The sequence below is a fragment of the Pseudomonas sp. MWU12-2037 genome (genome assembly GCF_023242345.1).
Classification (GTDB): domain Bacteria; phylum Pseudomonadota; class Gammaproteobacteria; order Pseudomonadales; family Pseudomonadaceae; genus Aquipseudomonas; species Aquipseudomonas gingeri_D.
In genome coordinates this window covers 454,938-472,263 of sequence record NZ_JALLIZ010000002.1, presented here as the reverse complement: position 1 = coordinate 472,263, position 17,326 = coordinate 454,938, and the positions used below count along the sequence as shown (strand labels likewise).

General features: G+C 60.8%; 14 protein-coding genes and 1 pseudogene. 8 read left to right on the top strand and 7 right to left on the bottom strand.

Annotated elements, in window-relative coordinates:
• Nucleotides 1–42 precede the first annotated feature (42 nt).
• The 4 genes from M5B42_RS05390 to M5B42_RS05375 form a co-directional block, all read right to left on the bottom strand.
• Nucleotides 43–2,385: a toxin VasX gene (locus M5B42_RS05390; RefSeq protein WP_248745205.1), complete on the bottom strand. Its 2,343-nt coding sequence runs from the start codon at nt 2,383–2,385 to the stop codon at nt 43–45.
• Nucleotides 2,378–2,947 carry a DUF4123 domain-containing protein gene (locus M5B42_RS05385; protein WP_248745204.1) on the bottom strand — a complete coding sequence of 190 codons (570 nt, stop codon included), beginning with the start codon at nt 2,945–2,947 and terminating at the stop codon, nt 2,378–2,380. The genes M5B42_RS05390 and M5B42_RS05385 overlap by 8 nt, the downstream gene beginning before the upstream one ends.
• Nucleotides 2,944–4,992 (bottom strand): type VI secretion system tip protein TssI/VgrG, encoded by a 2,049-nt coding sequence (gene tssI / locus M5B42_RS05380; RefSeq protein ID WP_248745203.1) that lies wholly within the window; start codon nt 4,990–4,992, stop codon nt 2,944–2,946. The genes M5B42_RS05385 and tssI overlap by 4 nt, the downstream gene beginning before the upstream one ends.
• 193 nt (nt 4,993–5,185) lie before the next feature.
• Entirely contained in the window at nt 5,186–5,599 is a 414-nt protein-coding gene (locus tag M5B42_RS05375; protein WP_248745202.1) for a hypothetical protein, read from the bottom strand.
• Nucleotides 5,600–5,975: 376 nt separating this feature from the next.
• Between M5B42_RS05375 and prfB the strand changes: the two genes are divergently transcribed.
• From prfB to M5B42_RS05345, 7 genes and pseudogenes are all read left to right on the top strand, one after another.
• A protein-coding gene (gene prfB, locus M5B42_RS05370; protein WP_103498378.1) for a peptide chain release factor 2 occupies nt 5,976–7,071 on the top strand; the annotation gives its coding sequence in 2 pieces (ribosomal slippage) (nt 5,976–6,047 and nt 6,049–7,071; 1,095 coding nt in all).
• Nucleotides 7,072–7,167: 96 nt separating this feature from the next.
• Nucleotides 7,168–8,670, top strand: coding sequence for a lysine--tRNA ligase (gene lysS / locus M5B42_RS05365; protein ID WP_103498377.1), 1,503 nt, complete (start codon nt 7,168–7,170; stop codon nt 8,668–8,670).
• Nucleotides 8,671–8,775: 105 nt separating this feature from the next.
• Nucleotides 8,776–9,480, top strand: a complete 705-nt coding sequence (locus M5B42_RS05360; protein WP_248745201.1) for a TetR family transcriptional regulator — start codon at nt 8,776–8,778, stop codon at nt 9,478–9,480.
• Nucleotides 9,481–9,489: 9 nt separating this feature from the next.
• Entirely contained in the window at nt 9,490–10,803 is a 1,314-nt protein-coding gene (locus tag M5B42_RS05355; RefSeq protein WP_178129899.1) for a flavohemoglobin expression-modulating QEGLA motif protein, read from the top strand.
• Nucleotides 10,804–10,835: 32 nt separating this feature from the next.
• Nucleotides 10,836–10,913: pseudogene (locus M5B42_RS32175) on the top strand (outer membrane lipoprotein carrier protein LolA); the annotation flags it as partial.
• A gap of 47 nt (nt 10,914–10,960) precedes the next feature.
• The gene (locus M5B42_RS05350) at nt 10,961–11,875 is read left to right on the top strand and encodes an alpha/beta hydrolase (RefSeq protein WP_248745200.1); all 915 of its coding nucleotides are present in this window, start codon (nt 10,961–10,963) and stop codon (nt 11,873–11,875) included.
• Nucleotides 11,872–12,198 carry a hypothetical protein gene (locus M5B42_RS05345; protein ID WP_103497418.1) on the top strand — a complete coding sequence of 109 codons (327 nt, stop codon included), beginning with the start codon at nt 11,872–11,874 and terminating at the stop codon, nt 12,196–12,198. Before M5B42_RS05350 ends, M5B42_RS05345 begins: the two co-directional genes overlap by 4 nt.
• 63 nt (nt 12,199–12,261) lie before the next feature.
• Here M5B42_RS05345 and M5B42_RS05340 read toward each other — a convergent pair whose 3' ends face one another.
• From M5B42_RS05340 to M5B42_RS05330, 3 genes are all read right to left on the bottom strand, one after another.
• Entirely contained in the window at nt 12,262–13,053 is a 792-nt protein-coding gene (locus M5B42_RS05340) for an OmpA family protein (protein ID WP_248745199.1), read from the bottom strand.
• A gap of 62 nt (nt 13,054–13,115) precedes the next feature.
• Nucleotides 13,116–13,538 carry a DUF4398 domain-containing protein gene (locus M5B42_RS05335; RefSeq protein WP_152740206.1) on the bottom strand — a complete coding sequence of 141 codons (423 nt, stop codon included), beginning with the start codon at nt 13,536–13,538 and terminating at the stop codon, nt 13,116–13,118.
• 424 nt (nt 13,539–13,962) lie between these two features.
• A complete protein-coding gene (locus tag M5B42_RS05330) occupies nt 13,963–14,304 on the bottom strand; it encodes a pilin assembly protein (protein WP_248745198.1) in 342 nt (113 codons plus the stop codon).
• A 204-nt stretch (nt 14,305–14,508) separates the two neighbouring features.
• Here M5B42_RS05330 and ppc point away from each other — a divergent pair, with 204 nt between their 5' ends.
• Nucleotides 14,509–17,139: a phosphoenolpyruvate carboxylase gene (ppc, locus tag M5B42_RS05325; protein WP_103497415.1), complete on the top strand. Its 2,631-nt coding sequence runs from the start codon at nt 14,509–14,511 to the stop codon at nt 17,137–17,139.
• Nucleotides 17,140–17,326: the final 187 nt, after the last annotated feature.

The following is a 17,326-nucleotide window of genomic DNA, read 5'->3' as shown; positions in this document are numbered from 1 at the left end:
TTTTAATAAGGTGTTGTGGTAAGTAAGTGTTTGATTAAAAGCCTAGGCGACTGGGGATAGAATTTTTTGAAGCTCAAGTGCTGATTTTTCGTAGCTGTCCGACCACGCTTCGGGGTAGGTGCCAAAGCGACTGCTTTTTAACCATTTTTCTATCGGTATATCTTGAGTGTATAGACGAGCAATCACGCCGCTGACAATTAGTAGGGTAAGCCCCAGAAGTTTAGGGACGATATGGGGGGCTTGATTTATCCCGCGGCCAATTGCGGCAAGCTCTCCAGCGAGTACCGCAGCGCGTGCCGTCCTTAAAGCCCTATAGGTTCTCAGGTATAGGGCGAAATTAGCTGCTGATGCAATGGTTAATCCAGCGTTGATTAATGCTGTATCTATATCTCCAGCCTTGAAGGCCTCTAGCGTTTCGATGCCAAAGACAATAACGTCCAAGGCAGATACCAGTGATAAGGAGGAGGCAACTTGCGAGCCCTTTAGGAGTGCTTTTGCCAATGCCTCGCGGGAAGTGTGTGAATTTTTTCCAGTGGCTTCAGCGATCGCTTTCCATGCTCTTTCTGCATTGCTTTGTTGGATCGCTAGAATTGCAGCGGCGATGCCTGTTGCAGCCCCAGCCAAATTCATTGTGTTTTTTATTGAAGCGTTCTTCTTGTATTGATCTAGTGTCCAAAAAAAACTCACACCCGCCACCACCAACACCAAACACTTCAACGGTGTTTCCGTCAGTGCCTCCTTGCTCGTTTTCAGCAGATTCTTCAGCTCCTTCTCTGGTTGAGCCAAATCCGCAACCGAAGTCAGAGGTTTCCCAGCAGCACTTACTTGCCCCGCCGGCACCAGATGAAAGAACGGCAACGCTTCCTGCACGGCACTTGCTACTGGTTTCAACGGCAGCGTACCGGGAGGCGCTTGTGTGGGGACTTGCGCCAAATGGTTCAGCCATTGCTCAACCTGCTGCGGTGTGGCCGCCACCAGATCGATACGTTGCTGGCTGCGACTCAACGCAGCCCCCATGTACAGCCGCGTAACATTGCTGGGCGCCTCCGTGGCCTTGTGCATCTGCGCCGCAAGCACCGGACTCAGGACCGTGAACAATTCCTCCGTCACCTTGGCCGGATTGTGCAGCGCCAGGTTCTCCGCGCTCTTGTTGAATGCCAGGCTCATATTCAGCGCCTGCGCCAACTTGATACCCAGCTTTTGCAAAGCCTGTACGTTGTCCTTGAGGGTGTCCCCGGTATCGATCAGCCGCTTGATCTCCGAAAGCCCCGGTTGGTTGGGTAGCCCGAGCAAAGCCCAGATCAACCAGGGCTTCTCGGTCGCCCTGTCAGGATCGAGCGCCTTGCTCAGCGTCTTCACCCCAAAACTGGTGCTGGAGGCACCGGCACACGCGAGGGCGAATTCTTCGCCCAATGCCTCCAGCGCAGCAGGCTGGGTAATGTCGAAATGCTCACAAGCAGTCGCCAGGGTCGCCGGGCTTTTCAGGCTCAGGGTGTCGAACCACGCACCCCACAATTGCGAGATATAGCGCAGGTCCGCCTCGTAGCCCTGGGTTTCATCGTCATGCTCTTTCCAGGTCCTTTCCAGCAGGTGATAGCGCGTCGCGCCAGGCAGCACTTTGCGGACCTGTTCATCGCTCTCGCTCAACGAGCGAATCAACCCGGCAATGGCCCAGTCCTCGCTACGCTCCTTGCGGCGCTCCTCGAACGCCGCCATCTGCACCTGGAGCAATCGAGCCAGATCCTGCAATACACCCCAGGTATCGTCGATCACCGCATAGGTCTGGAACTCGCAGACATTCATATCCTCAAGAGCCTTCAGCCAGTCTGGTGTCTGGCCAACGGGATCCTGGCTCCAACCATAACCATCGAGGTCCATGTAGTCGCCGATGGACTCATGGATCTTCTGGACCGGCCCGCTCATAGGCGTTACGCCGGGTGTGAACGTGCGCATGACGCTTTCGCGCCTGGCCGGATCTGTCTTGGCCGTGTCGAATTGCGCATCGCTCCAGCGAATCGGCGACCAGACCATCATGGCCGGTGCCCCGGCCCGCAACATGAAAAAAGGCTTGTGACGCGGGTCGATCACGCTGCCGCCGCGTGACGTTTCCTTGAGCAGTGCCCCGGTCACCTCGAACTCGATCATCATGTTGATGGTGGTTTGCCAGACATACAGCCAACCATTGCGTAGCAGGCGGGCGGTGTAGTTCATCGGCTTGCCGCTGGTGTTTTCCGAACCCTTGCCGAGCGCGGGGAAATGACTGCTCAGAGGCGCAACATTGTGGCCACTCAAGTCGAGCGGCAGCGAAGGGCCAATGGCGTAGCGCAGGGGAAATACCGCCGCCAGCAGCGGGCAGGTGCCGGGTTTGAAGGTGTATTCAGACATTAGCCTTTTCCTCGGACTCACCGGACAGCGCGCAGAGCAAAGCCTGCGGCAACACGATTTGCGCTGCGAAACCGATATTGGCCGGTGCGGCGTCCTGTTCAGGGGTGGTGTTTTTCCAGGCACACAGCGGCGCGCCCCGGTGCCGCAGCCAGACGCTATCGACGCCGTGCCAGAAGCCTGCCGGCCAGGGCGCTTGAGATTCCCAGGCTCGCAACAGGGCACCCGCATCACCCAGGCGCAGCCAATACTCGCGGTCTTGGGCGCCATGTACTTTCAGGCGTCGCTGTAGTGAGACGAACAGCTTGACGGGCGATAGCCGCGAGCTCAGCCAGACACCCTGGTCCAGGGGCGAACCACCTTGCCACCAATCGCGCTGCATCGGGCTTCCCGGTAGGGTCTCCAGCAGAAACGGCCCCGCATCGGCGATAGCCGCGTAGGGCGTGTTGATCAGCAGGGAGACGGCCTGATGGCTGGGATAGTGCTGACGAAACCAGGCTCTGGCGGCATCGAGGCAGGTCCCTTCGATCAGCAGGAAACCGGGGTGATTCATCGCCTCGATCATGGCTGTCTCCCCTGGCTATTCTTCGCCGCTTCGCATACCTCGCAAACGCCCGAAGCTGTCTCGCGCAGTGCCAGGCCTTGCTTTATTACCGTGTCCAGCGACAGCGCCGACTTTCTGATCGGCGCCGTCTGCCCAGGCAGCCAAGGCATCGCTCCTGAACCCTCGCCTGGGCTGCCTTCAGTGTTGAACGGCTGGCTGAAGGTAATGCCACTGCCATCGATCTTGATGAAGTTGCCCCCGGCTTTGAGGGTCAATTCGGCACCGGCTTCCACCACCAGTTTGTAGCCGCTGGACAGGTGGATTTCCTCGCCCGCCTCAACCAGATAACCCACTCCTGCTTTCACCTGCTGGCTTCGACCCACCGTCAGATGGTCATCACCTTTCACCTCGCAGCGGCGATCCCGGTGAACGGTGTGGTGCTCTTCGGCCTTGAACTCGGCGTAGCTGTTGGCACCGACGCTTTCATGCCGCTCATGACCGATCTGTACATGCTGGTCATGTTCGATGTGCTGCTCGAAATCCCGTTGGGCATGCACATAGATCTGTTCCTGGCCCTTGAGGTCTTCGATGCGGATCTCATTACTGCCGCCACCCCCGGGGCTGCTCTGGCTTTTGAACACACTGCGGGTCTTGTGCGCAGGCAGAGGGTAGGGCGCTTGCTGCAGCGCGTTGTTCAGGCAACCGATGATCAGTGGCTGATCGGGGTCGCCTTCGAGAAAGGTCACCAGTACCTCCATGCCGACACGGGGCAGGGTGATGGCGCCATGACTCGGCCCGGCCCAGCCGGACGCCACCCGCAACCAGCAACTGCTGTGGGCGCCGGTTTCGTCGGAACGGTCCCAGTGAAACTTCACCTTCACCCGGCCATATTCGTCGCAGTGGATTTCTTCGCCGGGCGGGCCGGTGACGATAGCGGTCTGGGCATTCAGACGACGGGATTCGCGCACCTGTAGCGGCGGCCGAAAGAACACATCCCACGGCGTGGCGAGAAAGCTGTTGCGGTAGCCCTGGCGGAAATCGCTGTCGGCAACGCTCGGGATCGGTGCCGACTCCTCCAGGACCTGCGGCTGTTTGCCTTCATGGGTCAGGTGGGTCAGCAACCAGAGATCATTCCAGTCCGGCTGTGGATGGTCGCTCAGGGTCAGGAGATGACCGCTGGCCAGTTGTGGCGCATTGCTCTTGCCCGAAGCCTGTCGATAGTCGGCGCGATGGCGCTCCAACTGACGGCGATTGAGTCGTTTACCGGCGTCGTCATGCTTGAAGCGGCCAGGATAGCGATAGTCCTCCAACACGGGTTTCGGTCGTGAATCCGAGCAGTGGGTCGTCCGTTCCAGCAAGGTATGCGGCTTCTCGAAGTCGTAATCACGCAAGGCCGCATGACTGCTGCGGGTCTCCAGGCGCAGGTCAAAGGACTTGATGCTCGCGGTCGTAGCCACGGTGCCGCTGTCCGGCACATAGGGCACGGCATTGGACAGCCGGCGAAAGAAGGTCTGGTCATCGCCGAAGGCCAGGTGATGGTCGGCCGGGCTGTGCTGGAAGTGGTAGTGCAGGCCGTCTTCCTCACACAGCCGCTGGATGAAATCCAGATCGGATTCGTTGTACTGCACGCAGTACTCGCGGGCGGGCAGGGGCGTGGCGAGGTTGAAACTGAAGGCGTTGCCGAGGATGCCGTGGTCCTTGAGCACCCGGGCGATGATCTGCGGTACGGTCTGGTTCTGGAAGATGCGCTGGTTGAAGCGATGGCCCAGGTAGGTCAGTTGCGGTACGAGGGTGAGGTGATAGTGGGTCCAGCGCTGACCGGTATCACCCTGGCCGATGCTGTAGACCTGGCCGTGAATACCCGCGCCGCTATCGTTGAAGGCGAGAAAGCCCTGCTGGTGCAACAGCTCGTCGAGGTTCAGGTCCGGGCGGCGGCTGACCAGTTCCAGCTCGAAACGATAGGGCTGGCTGATGGCTTCACTGCCTTTGAAGGCCAGCACCTGGAGTTCAGGGGCAAGGCCCGGGAGGGTCAGGGTAAAGCGGTTTAACGGCGCTGAAATGAACATTCGTAGTCCCTTACTCAAGCGGTAAGGGGGGAGTCTGCTTGTCCTCGGCGGTGCGTTGAATAGGTCTGTGAAAAAACAGAAATGCCTTACATTTCAAGGTTAAAAAGACTGACTCGATAGCGAGATATTTTGCCAAAAGAAGTGAAAGTGCCACTGCTGGATATCTCAGTGACACCTGTTCAGCGTGCCGCCTTCACCCCCGGTTAGAGCGTTTCCAGCCGTACAAAGTGATGATCCAGAACGGCAGCCACCAGACCAGATCGTTGCACAGCAGCATGATCCCGCTGTGCCAGGGCAGGATGCCGCTCATGGCCGACTGCACAAAGCCGATGGGGCCCAGCGTCTTGCCCACCAGCCCGACGGCCACCAGCGGCCAGTAACGAACCACATCCTGCGCGGCAATCCAGTAGCCCAGCGCATACACGCCGACCATCATGCCGATGCAGCGAACCATCACGTCCGGCGTGGTCGGCATCTGCAACCAGGCAAATACCTCAGCGGGCCAGACGGCCAGCAGTACGGCATAGAGCAGGTTGTAGAGGGCCGCGATGCGCAGGACCCAGGACATCCAGGCGGGGGCGAGTTTTTTTGAGAACAGGTACGTCATGGATTTTCCGTCAGGGGGGGGAGGGGGTGGTCGGCTCGACAAGGTTCAAGACACCGCTGTAGTGAATGAGCGTGCCGAAGCGCGCCAGGCTGACCTTGACCTCGCAGTGATAACGCTGAGCGTCGACGTTTTTGCGGGATACAGGCTCAAGCGCCAAGGGGGATATTCTGCTTGTCTGGGATGGTGCGTTTGAATAGAAAGGTTAAAAAATAGAAAAGACCTACATGTTAGGTACGTTGAAAGGTTGGCGTGATCGGTGATCTTTGCCAGCGGATCATGACTTTGTGCCTTCACCCCGCCAAGCGGGCTGCCGGGACGCGTGCAACTCGGTTATACTCGTCGGCTTTCAAAAGTTCACCGACGAGTGCTGCCCGCCATGGAAATCAACCCGATCCTTAACAGTATCAAGGACCTGTCCGAGCGCTCCGAAACCATTCGGGGGTATCTTTGACTACGATCAAAAGCATGAGCGCCTGACTGAAGTCAATCGCGAGCTTGAAGATCCGGCTGTCTGGAACAACCCCGAATACGCCCAGAACCTCGGCCGCGAGCGTTCCGCGCTGGCGCTGATCGTCGAGACCCTGGACGACATGTCCAGCGGCCTGAGCGATGCCCGCGACCTGCTGGAAATGGCCGCCGCCGAAGAAGACCAGGGGGCCGTCGACGACGTCGCCGCTGAAGTCGAACGCCTGCGCGCCGCCCTAGAGAAACTCGAATTCCGCCGGATGTTCAGCGGCGAAATGGACCCGAACAACGCCTACCTGGATATCCAGGCCGGTTCCGGCGGCACCGAAGCCCAGGACTGGGCCAATATCCTGCTGCGCATGTACCTGCGCTGGGCCGACAAACGCGGTTTCGACGCCACCATCATGGAACTGTCCGCCGGCGAAGTCGCCGGGATCAAGGGCGCCACCGTGCATATCAAGGGCGAATACGCCTTCGGTTGGCTGCGCACCGAGATCGGCGTGCACCGCCTGGTGCGCAAGAGCCCGTTCGACTCCGGCAACCGTCGTCACACCTCGTTCTCGGCGGTGTTCGTCTCCCCGGAAATCGATGACAACATCGAAATCGAAATCAACCCGGCAGACCTGCGGATCGACACCTATCGTTCCTCCGGTGCCGGTGGTCAGCACGTCAACACCACCGACTCGGCCGTACGGATCACCCACGTACCGTCCAACACCGTGGTCAGCTGCCAGAACGAACGTTCCCAGCACGCGAACAAAGACACCGCGATGAAAATGTTGCGGGCGCGCTTGTACGAACAGGAAGTGCAGAAGCGCAACGCCGCTTCCCAGGCCCTGGAAGACACCAAGTCGGATATCGGCTGGGGTCACCAGATCCGCTCCTACGTACTCGACGCCTCGCGGATCAAGGATCTGCGCACCAACATCGAACGCAGCGACTGCGACAAGGTGCTGGACGGCGATATCGACGAATACCTGGAAGCCAGCCTCAAGCAAGGGCTTTAAGGCACTGCGGCGACGGCGCGCACCAAGGCGCGCCGCCTGCCGTGAACCCCTGCCGAAGGCCGGGGGCAACGAACCTGTGATGGAAAATCTAAAGACATGAGCGACCTACAACTCGACCCGCAAGCCCTGCAACAGGAAGAAAACACCCTGATCGCCCTGCGCAAGGAAAAGCTGGCTGCCGAGCGCGCCAAGGGTCAGGCCTTCCCCAACGACTTCCGTCGCGACGCCTACTGCGAAGACTTGCAGAAACAGTACGCCGACAAGACCAAGGAAGAGCTGGCTGAGGCGGCGATCCCGGTCAAGGTTGCCGGTCGCATCATGCTCAACCGTGGCTCGTTCATGGTGATCCAGGACATGTCCGGGCGCATCCAGGTCTACGTCAACCGCAAGACCCTGTCGGAAGAGACCCTGGCCGCGGTTAAAACCTGGGACCTGGGCGACATCATTGCCGCCGTTGGCACCCTGGCCCGCTCCGGCAAGGGCGACCTGTACGTTGAAATGACCGACGTGCGCCTGCTGACCAAGTCGCTGCGCCCGCTGCCGGACAAGCACCACGGCCTGACCGATACCGAAACCCGCTATCGCCAGCGCTACGTCGACCTGATCGTCAACGAAGAAGTGCGCCAGACCTTCCGCGTGCGTTCTCAGGTCATCGCCCATATCCGCAACTTCATGATGCAGCGCGATTTCATGGAAGTGGAAACGCCGATGCTGCAGACCATCCCCGGTGGTGCCGCGGCCAAGCCGTTCGAAACCCACCACAACGCGCTGGACATGGGCATGTACCTGCGCATCGCGCCGGAGCTGTACCTCAAGCGCCTGGTGGTCGGTGGCTTCGAGCGGGTGTTCGAGATCAACCGCAACTTCCGTAACGAAGGCGTGTCGACCCGGCACAACCCTGAGTTCACCATGTTGGAGTTCTACCAGGCGTACGCCGACTACGAAGACAACATGGACCTGACCGAAGAGTTGTTCCGTGAACTGGCCCAGGCCGTTCTGGGCAGCACCGACGTGCCCTACGGCGACAAGGTCTTCCACTTCGGCGAGCCGTTCGTGCGCCTGTCGGTGTTTGACTCGATCCTCAAGTACAACCCTGAGCTGACCGCCGCCGACCTGCAGGACGTCGACAAGGCCCGCGCGATCGCCAAGAAGGCCGGCGCCAAGGTGCTCGGCTTCGAAGGCCTGGGCAAGCTGCAGGTGATGATTTTCGAAGAGCTGGTCGAGCACAAGCTGGAACAGCCGCACTTTATTACCGAGTACCCGTTCGAAGTCTCGCCGCTGGCTCGCCGCAATGACGAGAACCCGAACGTCACCGACCGTTTCGAGCTGTTTATCGGTGGTCGTGAAATCGCCAACGCCTATTCCGAGTTGAACGACGCGGAAGACCAGGCCGAGCGCTTCCAGGCCCAGGTGGCCGAGAAGGACGCCGGCGACGACGAAGCCATGCACTACGACGCCGACTTCGTACGGGCGCTGGAGTACGGCATGCCGCCGACGGCGGGCGAGGGCATCGGTATCGACCGCCTGGTGATGTTGCTCACCAACGCACCGTCGATTCGCGATGTGATCCTGTTCCCGCACATGCGGCCGCAAGCATAAAATTGCTGTTGAAAAAGCCGCCCTCACAAGGCGGCTTTTTTATTGTCTATTGGTACTGATGTTTCAGATTATTACAAGAGAGGAAGACCGGTAGTGGAGCGTGCAATGGCGCAAAAGGGAGCAGCTGGCGTCGCTACGGCGGTGGCTGAGAGCGTTCAGTATCAAGGGCGCAAGGCCAGTCGACAGGGAAGCGAGCAACGACGACAGGCGATTCTTGACGCCGCCATGCGCATTGTCGTGCGCGACGGTGTGCGTGGGGTGCGGCACCGCGCGGTGGCCGCCGAGGCCGATGTGCCGCTGTCGGCCACTACCTATTACTTCAAGGATATCGATGACCTGCTCACCGATACCTTCGCCCAGTATGTCGAGCGCAGCGCGGCCTTCATGGCCAAGCTGTGGGGAAACACCGAAGGCATATTGCGGGAAATGGTCGCCTACGGTGACGGCAGTGCGGCCTCGCGGGCGCAAGTGGCCGACGACATCGCCCACATGATTGTCGACTACATCCAGCGGCAACTGCACAACCGTCGCGAGCACCTGATGGCTGAGCAGGCGTTTCGTCAGGAAGCGCTGCTCAATCCACGCCTGGCGGTGTTGGTGCGCTCACACCAGCAGATTCTCCTACAGGGCGCCTACCAGTTTGTCCAGGTACTGGGAGCCAAAGAGCCACAGCAGGATGCCAAGGTGTTGACGGCGATTATCGGACGGATGGAATATCAGGGCCTGCTCAACGACGCCGAGGTCCAGTCCGAACAGGACATGCTGGGGATCCTCTCGCGCTACATGCACTTGGTGCTGGCCTCGGTCTAGGCTCTGTGCATGGCTATTCACCGGTATCACCTTCAGGAGTCACCCTTGGACGATTACCAGCAGACGATACGCAGCCTCTCTGATCGCATTGTGCTGGCGCAGACGCCGATTCGCGTGCTCGACGCGGTGAAGTGGGACGAGAACATCCGCAAGGGGTTTCTCAAGGGCAAGGGCAAGGAAATGCCGGCGGTGGATCGCGACTATTATGCCTCGCGGCCGCTGTCGTTCGACTCCGGCGCGGTGAAGCTGGAGTTCCAGAACATCGAGCGGGATGTCACCCGGCGACTCGGCCAGTTCAACCCGGTCGGGCAGATCATGCGCCGCATGTGCCGCGAGTACCGGCAGGTGGTGCGGATGCTCGAAGCCCGTGGCACCGCGGATTTCGGCCTGATCTCCCAGGAGTTGTACGGCGCCGCGTCGGATGCGTTCCACGCCGGTGATCCGACCCTGGCCGACCTCGGCTTGATGCTCTCCGATTACCTGAACAATATCGACGGCCGTGGTGATCTCAAGGACGAGCCCAAGACCCTGACCGCCAAGGAGGCGGTCGATATGCTGCAAAGTCGCCTGAACAAGGTGTTCGGCGAGGCGGAGGAAACCATCCGGGTGTTCGAGTCCGACGGCATCGTCGCCGACGCGGCGGCGGGTGCCGACTACATCAAGATCCGCGCCGATGCGATGTTCAATTCGCGGGATGTGCGGGCGCTGGAGGTGCATGAAGGCCTGGTGCATGTCGGCACCACCCTGAACGGCTTGAACCAGCCGATCTGCACCTTCCTGTCCAAGGGCCCACCGTCGTCGACCGTGACCCAGGAAGGCCTGGCGATTCTGATGGAGGTGATTGCCTTCGCTTCCTATCCGACCCGCCTGCGCAAGCTGACCAACCGTACCCGGGCCATCGACATGGTGGAGCAGGGCGCGGATTTCCTCCAGGTGTTCGAGTTCTTCCGCGAGCAGGGTTTCGAAATGGCGGAAAGCTATGGCAATGCCAGTCGGATCTTCCGTGGCTCGACACCGACGGGGCTGCCATTTACCAAAGACTTGTCCTACCTCAAAGGCTTTATCATGGTTTACAACTATATTCAGTTGGCCGTGCGTAAGGGCAAGCTTGAGCAGGTGCCGCTGCTGTTTTGCGGCAAGACCACGTTGGAGGATATGCGTACGCTGCGCCAATTGGTGGATGAGGGCCTGGTGGTGCCACCCAAGTACCTGCCGGAACAGTTCCGCGACATGAATGCGCTGTCGGCCTGGATGTGTTTCAGCAACTTCCTGAACCACTTGAGCCTGGATCGGATCGAGGCGGATTACTCTAATATCCTCTGACCGCCGACCCTGTAGGAGCGAGCTTGCTCGCGATGGTCGTCAACGATAACGCGGGGCATCTGGTGCCCCGAGGTGCCTGTGCCTCCATCGCGAGCAAGCTCGCTCCTACAGGTGAGGGTTGGCGACATTTCTCCTTATCTAGCGAGGCTTCAAACGGATGAGAATCCTCGGCATGCTCTGCCTGCTGCTGACCCTGGGCGGTTGTAGCTCCCTGCTGTTCTACCCCGATCGCGGCCTGCCGTTCACTCCCGCTAAAGCGCACCTCGAATACCGCGATGTCACCCTGACCACCGCCGACGGCGTGCGCTTGCGCGCCTGGTGGCTGCCGGTCAAGGCCGGCGTGGCGGTCAAGGGCACGGTGCTGCATTTGCATGGCAACGGCGGCAATCTGTCCGGGCATCTGGGCGGCAGTTGGTGGTTGCCGGAGCAGGGTTACCAGGTATTGATGCTCGATTATCGCGGTTATGGCGTGTCCGAAGGCGAACCGAGCCTGCCGGCGGTCTACCAGGATATCGATGCGGCGTTCGACTGGCTGCAAAAGGCCCCGGAAGTCCAGGGCAAACCCCTGGTGGTCCTGGGGCAGAGCCTGGGCGGGTCGCTGGTGGTGCATTACCTGGTGGAGCGCCATCCCGAATACCAGTCGCGGCTCAAGGCCCTGGTACTTGATGGCGCGCCGGCCAGCTACCGTTCGGTGGGGCGTGATGCCCTTGCGTCGTCCTGGCTGACCTGGCCCCTGCAAATCCCCTTGTCCTGGCTGGTGCCCGATGGCGACAGCGCGATCAAGGCCATGCCGCGCCTGACCGGGGTGCCGAAACTGATTTTCCACAGCCTCGACGACCCGGTCGTGCCGCTGGTCAATGGCATCCAGCTGTATCAGGCGGCGCCACCGCCGCGGGTGCTGCAATTGACCCGTGGCGGCCATGTGCAGACCTTCGGCGACCCGACCTGGCGCCTGGTGATGCTGCGTTACCTCGACGACCCGCAGCACTTCAACGGCCTGCGCCGCCTGGGCGAGATCCCGAATTATCCGCCTGTCCCGAATTCGAATGTTGAACCAGAGAGTCCGCAATGACTGAAGAACGTAACGCCATTCCCCTGATCCTCACCGGTATCTGCAGCATCATCGGTACGGTCGCGTGCCTGTGGTACTACGGTTACCTGCATTTCGCCAAACCGGAGGATGCGCTGCTGCTGAACGAGTTCACCATGCTCAAGACGGTGCCCGGGGAGGATTACAAGATCTCGCTGGAACCGGCGGCGCAAACCGCGCAGTGCATTGACGGGGTGCTGGTGCTGTTCGACACCGAACAGAAGGGCTTGACCGGCGTACTGGTGAACAGCCAGAAGCAGGCGGTGCGCTGCATGGGGCAGGAAACGCCGACGCTGGTGCAGTAGGTTTTTCCAGAGGCCGGACGTGAAAAAACCGCCTGATTGAATCAGGCGGTTTTTTTTAACCTGTCAGTTGGCGCTGCTGATGGACGAACGCGGGGCCACGGGTTGGTTGTCGTTGGAAATGGTCACTTCCACGCGACGGTTCATGGCGCGGCCGGAAACGCTGCCGTTATCCGCTACCGGGTATTCCTGGCCATAACCCTGGGTCACGATACGCGACGGGTCGATGCCCATCTTGATCAGTGCCACTTGCACCGAGGTGGCGCGGCGCTCGGACAGGCTCTGGTTGTAACCCGAACCGCCGGTGCTGTCGGTGTAGCCTTCGATGATCACCTTGCGATCAGGGTTTTCCTGGAGGAACTGCGCCAGTTTGTTGATGTTGACCAGGCCGGAGGATTTCAGGTCGGCCTTGTTGGTGGCGAACAGCACGTCACCAAAGGTCACCAGGGTGCCCCGCTCGGTCTGCTTGGCGTTGAGGCTTTCCTGCAACTGTTTGATCTGCTGGTCACGGGCGTCCAGGCGGGCCTGGGCACGCTGGGCGGCGGCGTTTTTCAGGTTGGCTTCGGCGGTGCGCAGGGCGATGGTCTGCTTCGCCACTTCAACCCGCTGGTTGGTCAGGTAAGCCAGCTGGTCGACGGTTTCGACCTTTTCATGGTCCTGGTAGGCCTTGTTGGTCTTGTCCAGGTAGTCGCTGGCGTCCTTGGTTTCCAGGGCGGCGACCTTGCTTGCTTGCGGGTTGGCTTGCAGGCCGGAGAAGTTGGTACGGGCTTGCTCCAGGTTGGCATTGGGCTGCGACGAGCAGGCGGCCAGGCCGACACTGAGGGCCAGGAGGGCGGGGATCATCAATTGTTTACGCATAATGGTTCATCCTTTTTAGGGTTCAAGCTTCAGGGAAAGCAGGCGTCAAGCGGGGCCGATGCTTACTGCACCGGTTGCACGGAGCGCTGGCTTTCCTGGCGCAGTTCCTGAACACCTTTCTGTGAGTCCTTCACGGCCAGCTCGGCCTTGGCGGCCTGGGCCTTGCGTTCGGCGACGCGGGCATCCCATTCAGCCTGTTCGGACAGGCGACGGGCTTCGTCATACTTTTTATCGTGCATGGCCATTTCAGCTTGTTTGAGCTTGTCCTGGGCCGACTTCATTTCCACCGCTGCGTATTCGGTGCCGCCGGCACTGACGGCGCTATTGACCGCCGATTGGGTCACGGCGTACTGCTCGGTCGGCGGGTTACCGGCGCAACCGGCCAGAAGCAGGCTGCCGCCGAGTACCAGCGCGGCCAGTTTCAGTCCGCGCAGGGGGGTAAACGACGATTGGACAGTGTGGGTCTTCATGATCTTCAACTCCATTGGATAGCTCCTGAATGACGTCATCGTCCATCACGGTTCCGGGAGCTTGTCGCGCCGTGTCCGGTAGGGGGTCCGGGAGCGTTTTAACTGCAACTGCTCCGGTGATGGCTACTGGGTGTGACCCAAGGCTTTTTTGAATAGTTCAGGAAAAGATGGCCCATTGCTCGAAAAAAATCTGACCGAGTAGTCAGTACGAAAAGTCTGAACTTTCGCGGTGTGTGGGGGTATCGGGTGGAGGGAGTGGAGGAGGGAGAACGGTTTTTTGAATACACCGCTGAACCTGTAGGAGCAGGGCTTGCCCGCGAAGAGGGCCCTTGAGGCCGCTAATAGCTTCGCGGGCAAGCCCTGCTCCTACAGGTCCGTGTTGGCCGTAGTGACGCCTCAAGGAACAGGGTGCTATCCGCAAGGGGAATCGCGTCAGGCTTTAATGTTTCGGTTTGTCCTGGGACGCCAGGTCATGCAGATGTCGTCGCGACAGCGAGAGAAAACGCGGTGTCGGCCCGACGTCCTCATAAAGGGGGTCACCTTCTTCGTCGGTGGCCACCACCTGTGAGCCCTTGATGTAGGGGAAACTGGCTTCCAGTTCCTCCAGCGCCGCACCGATCAACTCGCCGAGCAGTTCTTCCGGGCGCCGTTTGGGGTACATGTCGATCACCGCCGCCAGTCGCGCCGCAGCTTCCACATCCAGATGAATGACATAGCCGGTATCGGTCAACCGACCCTTGGCGTTTTCTTCCCAGTGCTGGGCAAGCTCGCGGATTTTCATATCGACCTCAATTCGCACCCGTTGATAGCGGGTATTGATGAGTGACCGGCCTGTACCGGCGATAAAGCCTTCGTGAGGCTTATTATCAGACTAGTTCTATGTGACGAGGTTCAGTGGGGATTTTTGCCAGGCTTGTAAGCGTTCGCCGCGCTGGTGCACTCTTGAGCCTGTGAGCCATCTCAGCGTCCCCCGGAGAGTCTGTCGATGTCCGATATTGATGTACGTTTGCGTGAAGACGTCCACCTGTTAGGTGAACTGTTGGGCAATACCATCCGTGACCAGCACGGTGACGAATTCCTCGACAAGATCGAGCGTATCCGCAAGGGCGCCAAGGCCGACCGCAGCGGTTCGGCGAATGCCGAACTCAGTGCCAGCCTGGACAGCCTTGGCGACGACGAGCTGCTGCCGGTGGCCCGGGCCTTCAACCAGTTTCTCAACCTGGCCAATATCGCCGAGCAATATCAGCTGATTCACCGCCGCGACGAGTCGCAGCCAGCGCCTTTCGAGTCTCGGGTGCTGCCGGAGTTGCTGGCGCGGCTGCTCGCCGAAGGCCATGGCGCCGAATCCCTGGCACGGCAACTGGGCCGCCTGGAGATCGAACTGGTGCTTACCGCGCACCCCACCGAGGTGGCGCGGCGGACCCTGATCCAGAAATACGATGCGATTGCCGCGCAATTGGCCGAGCAGGACCACCGCGACCTCACCGCTGCCGAACGCGAGCAGATCCGCCAGCGCTTGCAACGGCTGATCGCCGAAGCCTGGCACACCGAGGAAATCCGCCGGACCCGGCCGACCCCGGTGGACGAGGCCAAATGGGGCTTCGCGGTGATCGAGCATTCCCTCTGGCAGGCCATTCCGCACTACCTGCGCAAAGCCGACCGGGCGCTGTTCGCGGCCACCGGCCTGCACCTGCCCCTGGAAGCCGCGCCGATTCGATTTGCTTCCTGGATGGGCGGTGACCGTGATGGTAACCCCAATGTGACGGCCAAGGTCACCCGTGAGGTTCTGCTGCTGGCCCGCTGGATGGCGGCGGACCTCTATCTGCGTGATGTCGACCAGTTGGCCGCCGAGTTGTCGATGCAGCAGGCCAGCGAGGCCCTGCTTGCCCGCGCCGGTGAGAGCGCCGAACCTTACCGCGCCGTGCTCAAACAATTACGTGAGCGGCTGCGGGCTACCCGCAATTGGGCCCAGGCCTCCCTCGCTACGACGCAACCGGCACCGGACGAAGTCCTGCAGAACAACCGCGAACTGCTCGAACCGTTGCAACTCTGCTACCAGTCCTTGCACGAGTGCGGCATGGGCGTGATTGCCGACGGCCCGTTGCTCGATTGCCTGCGCCGGGCGGTGACCTTCGGCCTGTTCCTGGTGCGCCTGGACGTGCGCCAGGACTCTTCCCGTCACGCCGCCGCCATGACCGAGATCACCGACTATCTGGGGCTGGGCCGTTACGAAGACTGGAATGAAGAAGATCGCCTGACCTTCCTGATGCGCGAGCTGGCCAATCGCCGCCCGCTATTGCCGGCCTATTTCAAACCTTCCGCGGACACCGCCGAAGTGCTGGCGACCTGCCGGGAAGTCGCTGCGGCGCCGGCCGCCTCCCTCGGATCCTACGTCATCTCCATGGCCGGTGCCGCCTCCGATGTGCTGGCGGTGCAGTTGCTCCTCAAGGAGTCCGGCGTGCTGCGGCCGATGCGCGTGGTGCCGTTGTTCGAAACCCTGGCCGACCTGGATAACGCCGGTCCCGTGATGGAGCGGCTGTTGCTGCTGCCGGGCTATCGCGCGCGCCTGCAAGGTCCGCAGGAAGTGATGATCGGCTACTCCGATTCGGCCAAGGACGCCGGCACCACGGCGGCGGCCTGGGCGCAGTATCGGGCCCAGGAACGGCTGGTGGAGATCTGTCGCGAGCAGCAGGTCGAACTGCTGTTGTTCCATGGTCGTGGCGGCACCGTCGGCCGTGGCGGCGGTCCGGCCCACGAGGCCATCCTGTCGCAGCCGCCGGGTTCGGTGGCGGGGCGTTTCCGCACCACCGAGCAGGGCGAAATGATTCGTTTCAAGTTCGGCCTGCCGGACATCGCCGAACAGAATCTCAACCTCTACCTGGCCGCCGTGCTCGAAGCCACCTTGCTGCCGCCGCCGCCGCCGCAACCGGCCTGGCGTAAATTGATGGATGAATTGGCCGCGGACGGTGTCAGTGCCTACCGCGCCGAGGTGCGCGACAATCCGCAGTTCGTCGAGTATTTCCGCCAATCCACCCCGGAACAGGAGCTTGGGCGCCTGCCGTTGGGTAGCCGTCCGGCCAAGCGTCGCGCCGGCGGGATCGAAAGCCTGCGGGCGATCCCGTGGATTTTCGGTTGGACCCAGACGCGCCTGATGTTGCCCGCCTGGCTCGGCTGGGAAGCGGCGCTGCGCAAGGCACTGGCACGGGGTGAAGGCGAGCTGCTGGCGCAGATGCGCGAGCAATGGCCGTTTTTCCGCACCCGTATCGACATGCTGGAAATGGTCCTGGCCAAGGCCGACAGCGATATCGCCCGCTCCTATGACGAACGTCTGGTGGATGCCGAACTACTGCCATTGGGTGTGCACTTACGCGACCTATTGTCGCAGGCGTGCGCGGTAGTACTGGGTTTGACCGGCCAGTCGCAACTGCTGGCCCATAGCCCTGAGACCCTGGAGTTCATTCGTCTGCGCAACACCTACCTGGACCCGCTGCATCGGTTGCAGGCCGAGCTGCTGGCTCGTTCGCGGCGCAAGGAAACGGCCCAGGACAGCCCTCTGGAACAGGCTTTGCTGGTGTCTGTGGCGGGGATTGCCGCCGGGCTGCGCAATACTGGCTAAGGTGTGTGGGAAGAGTTGCCCTATGTGATGGGACAAAAGCGACCGTCCAGTCAGGGGCGGTCGTTTTTGTGTGGCGGCGCTTTATTGGCGGGGGCGACCCGGCATAGCAGGTTTCACCGCTTGTGCAGGCATGAGTGACTGCGACTTTCGGCGGCTTGTGTGGCTCCGGTCGGCTGTGTATCTTGAT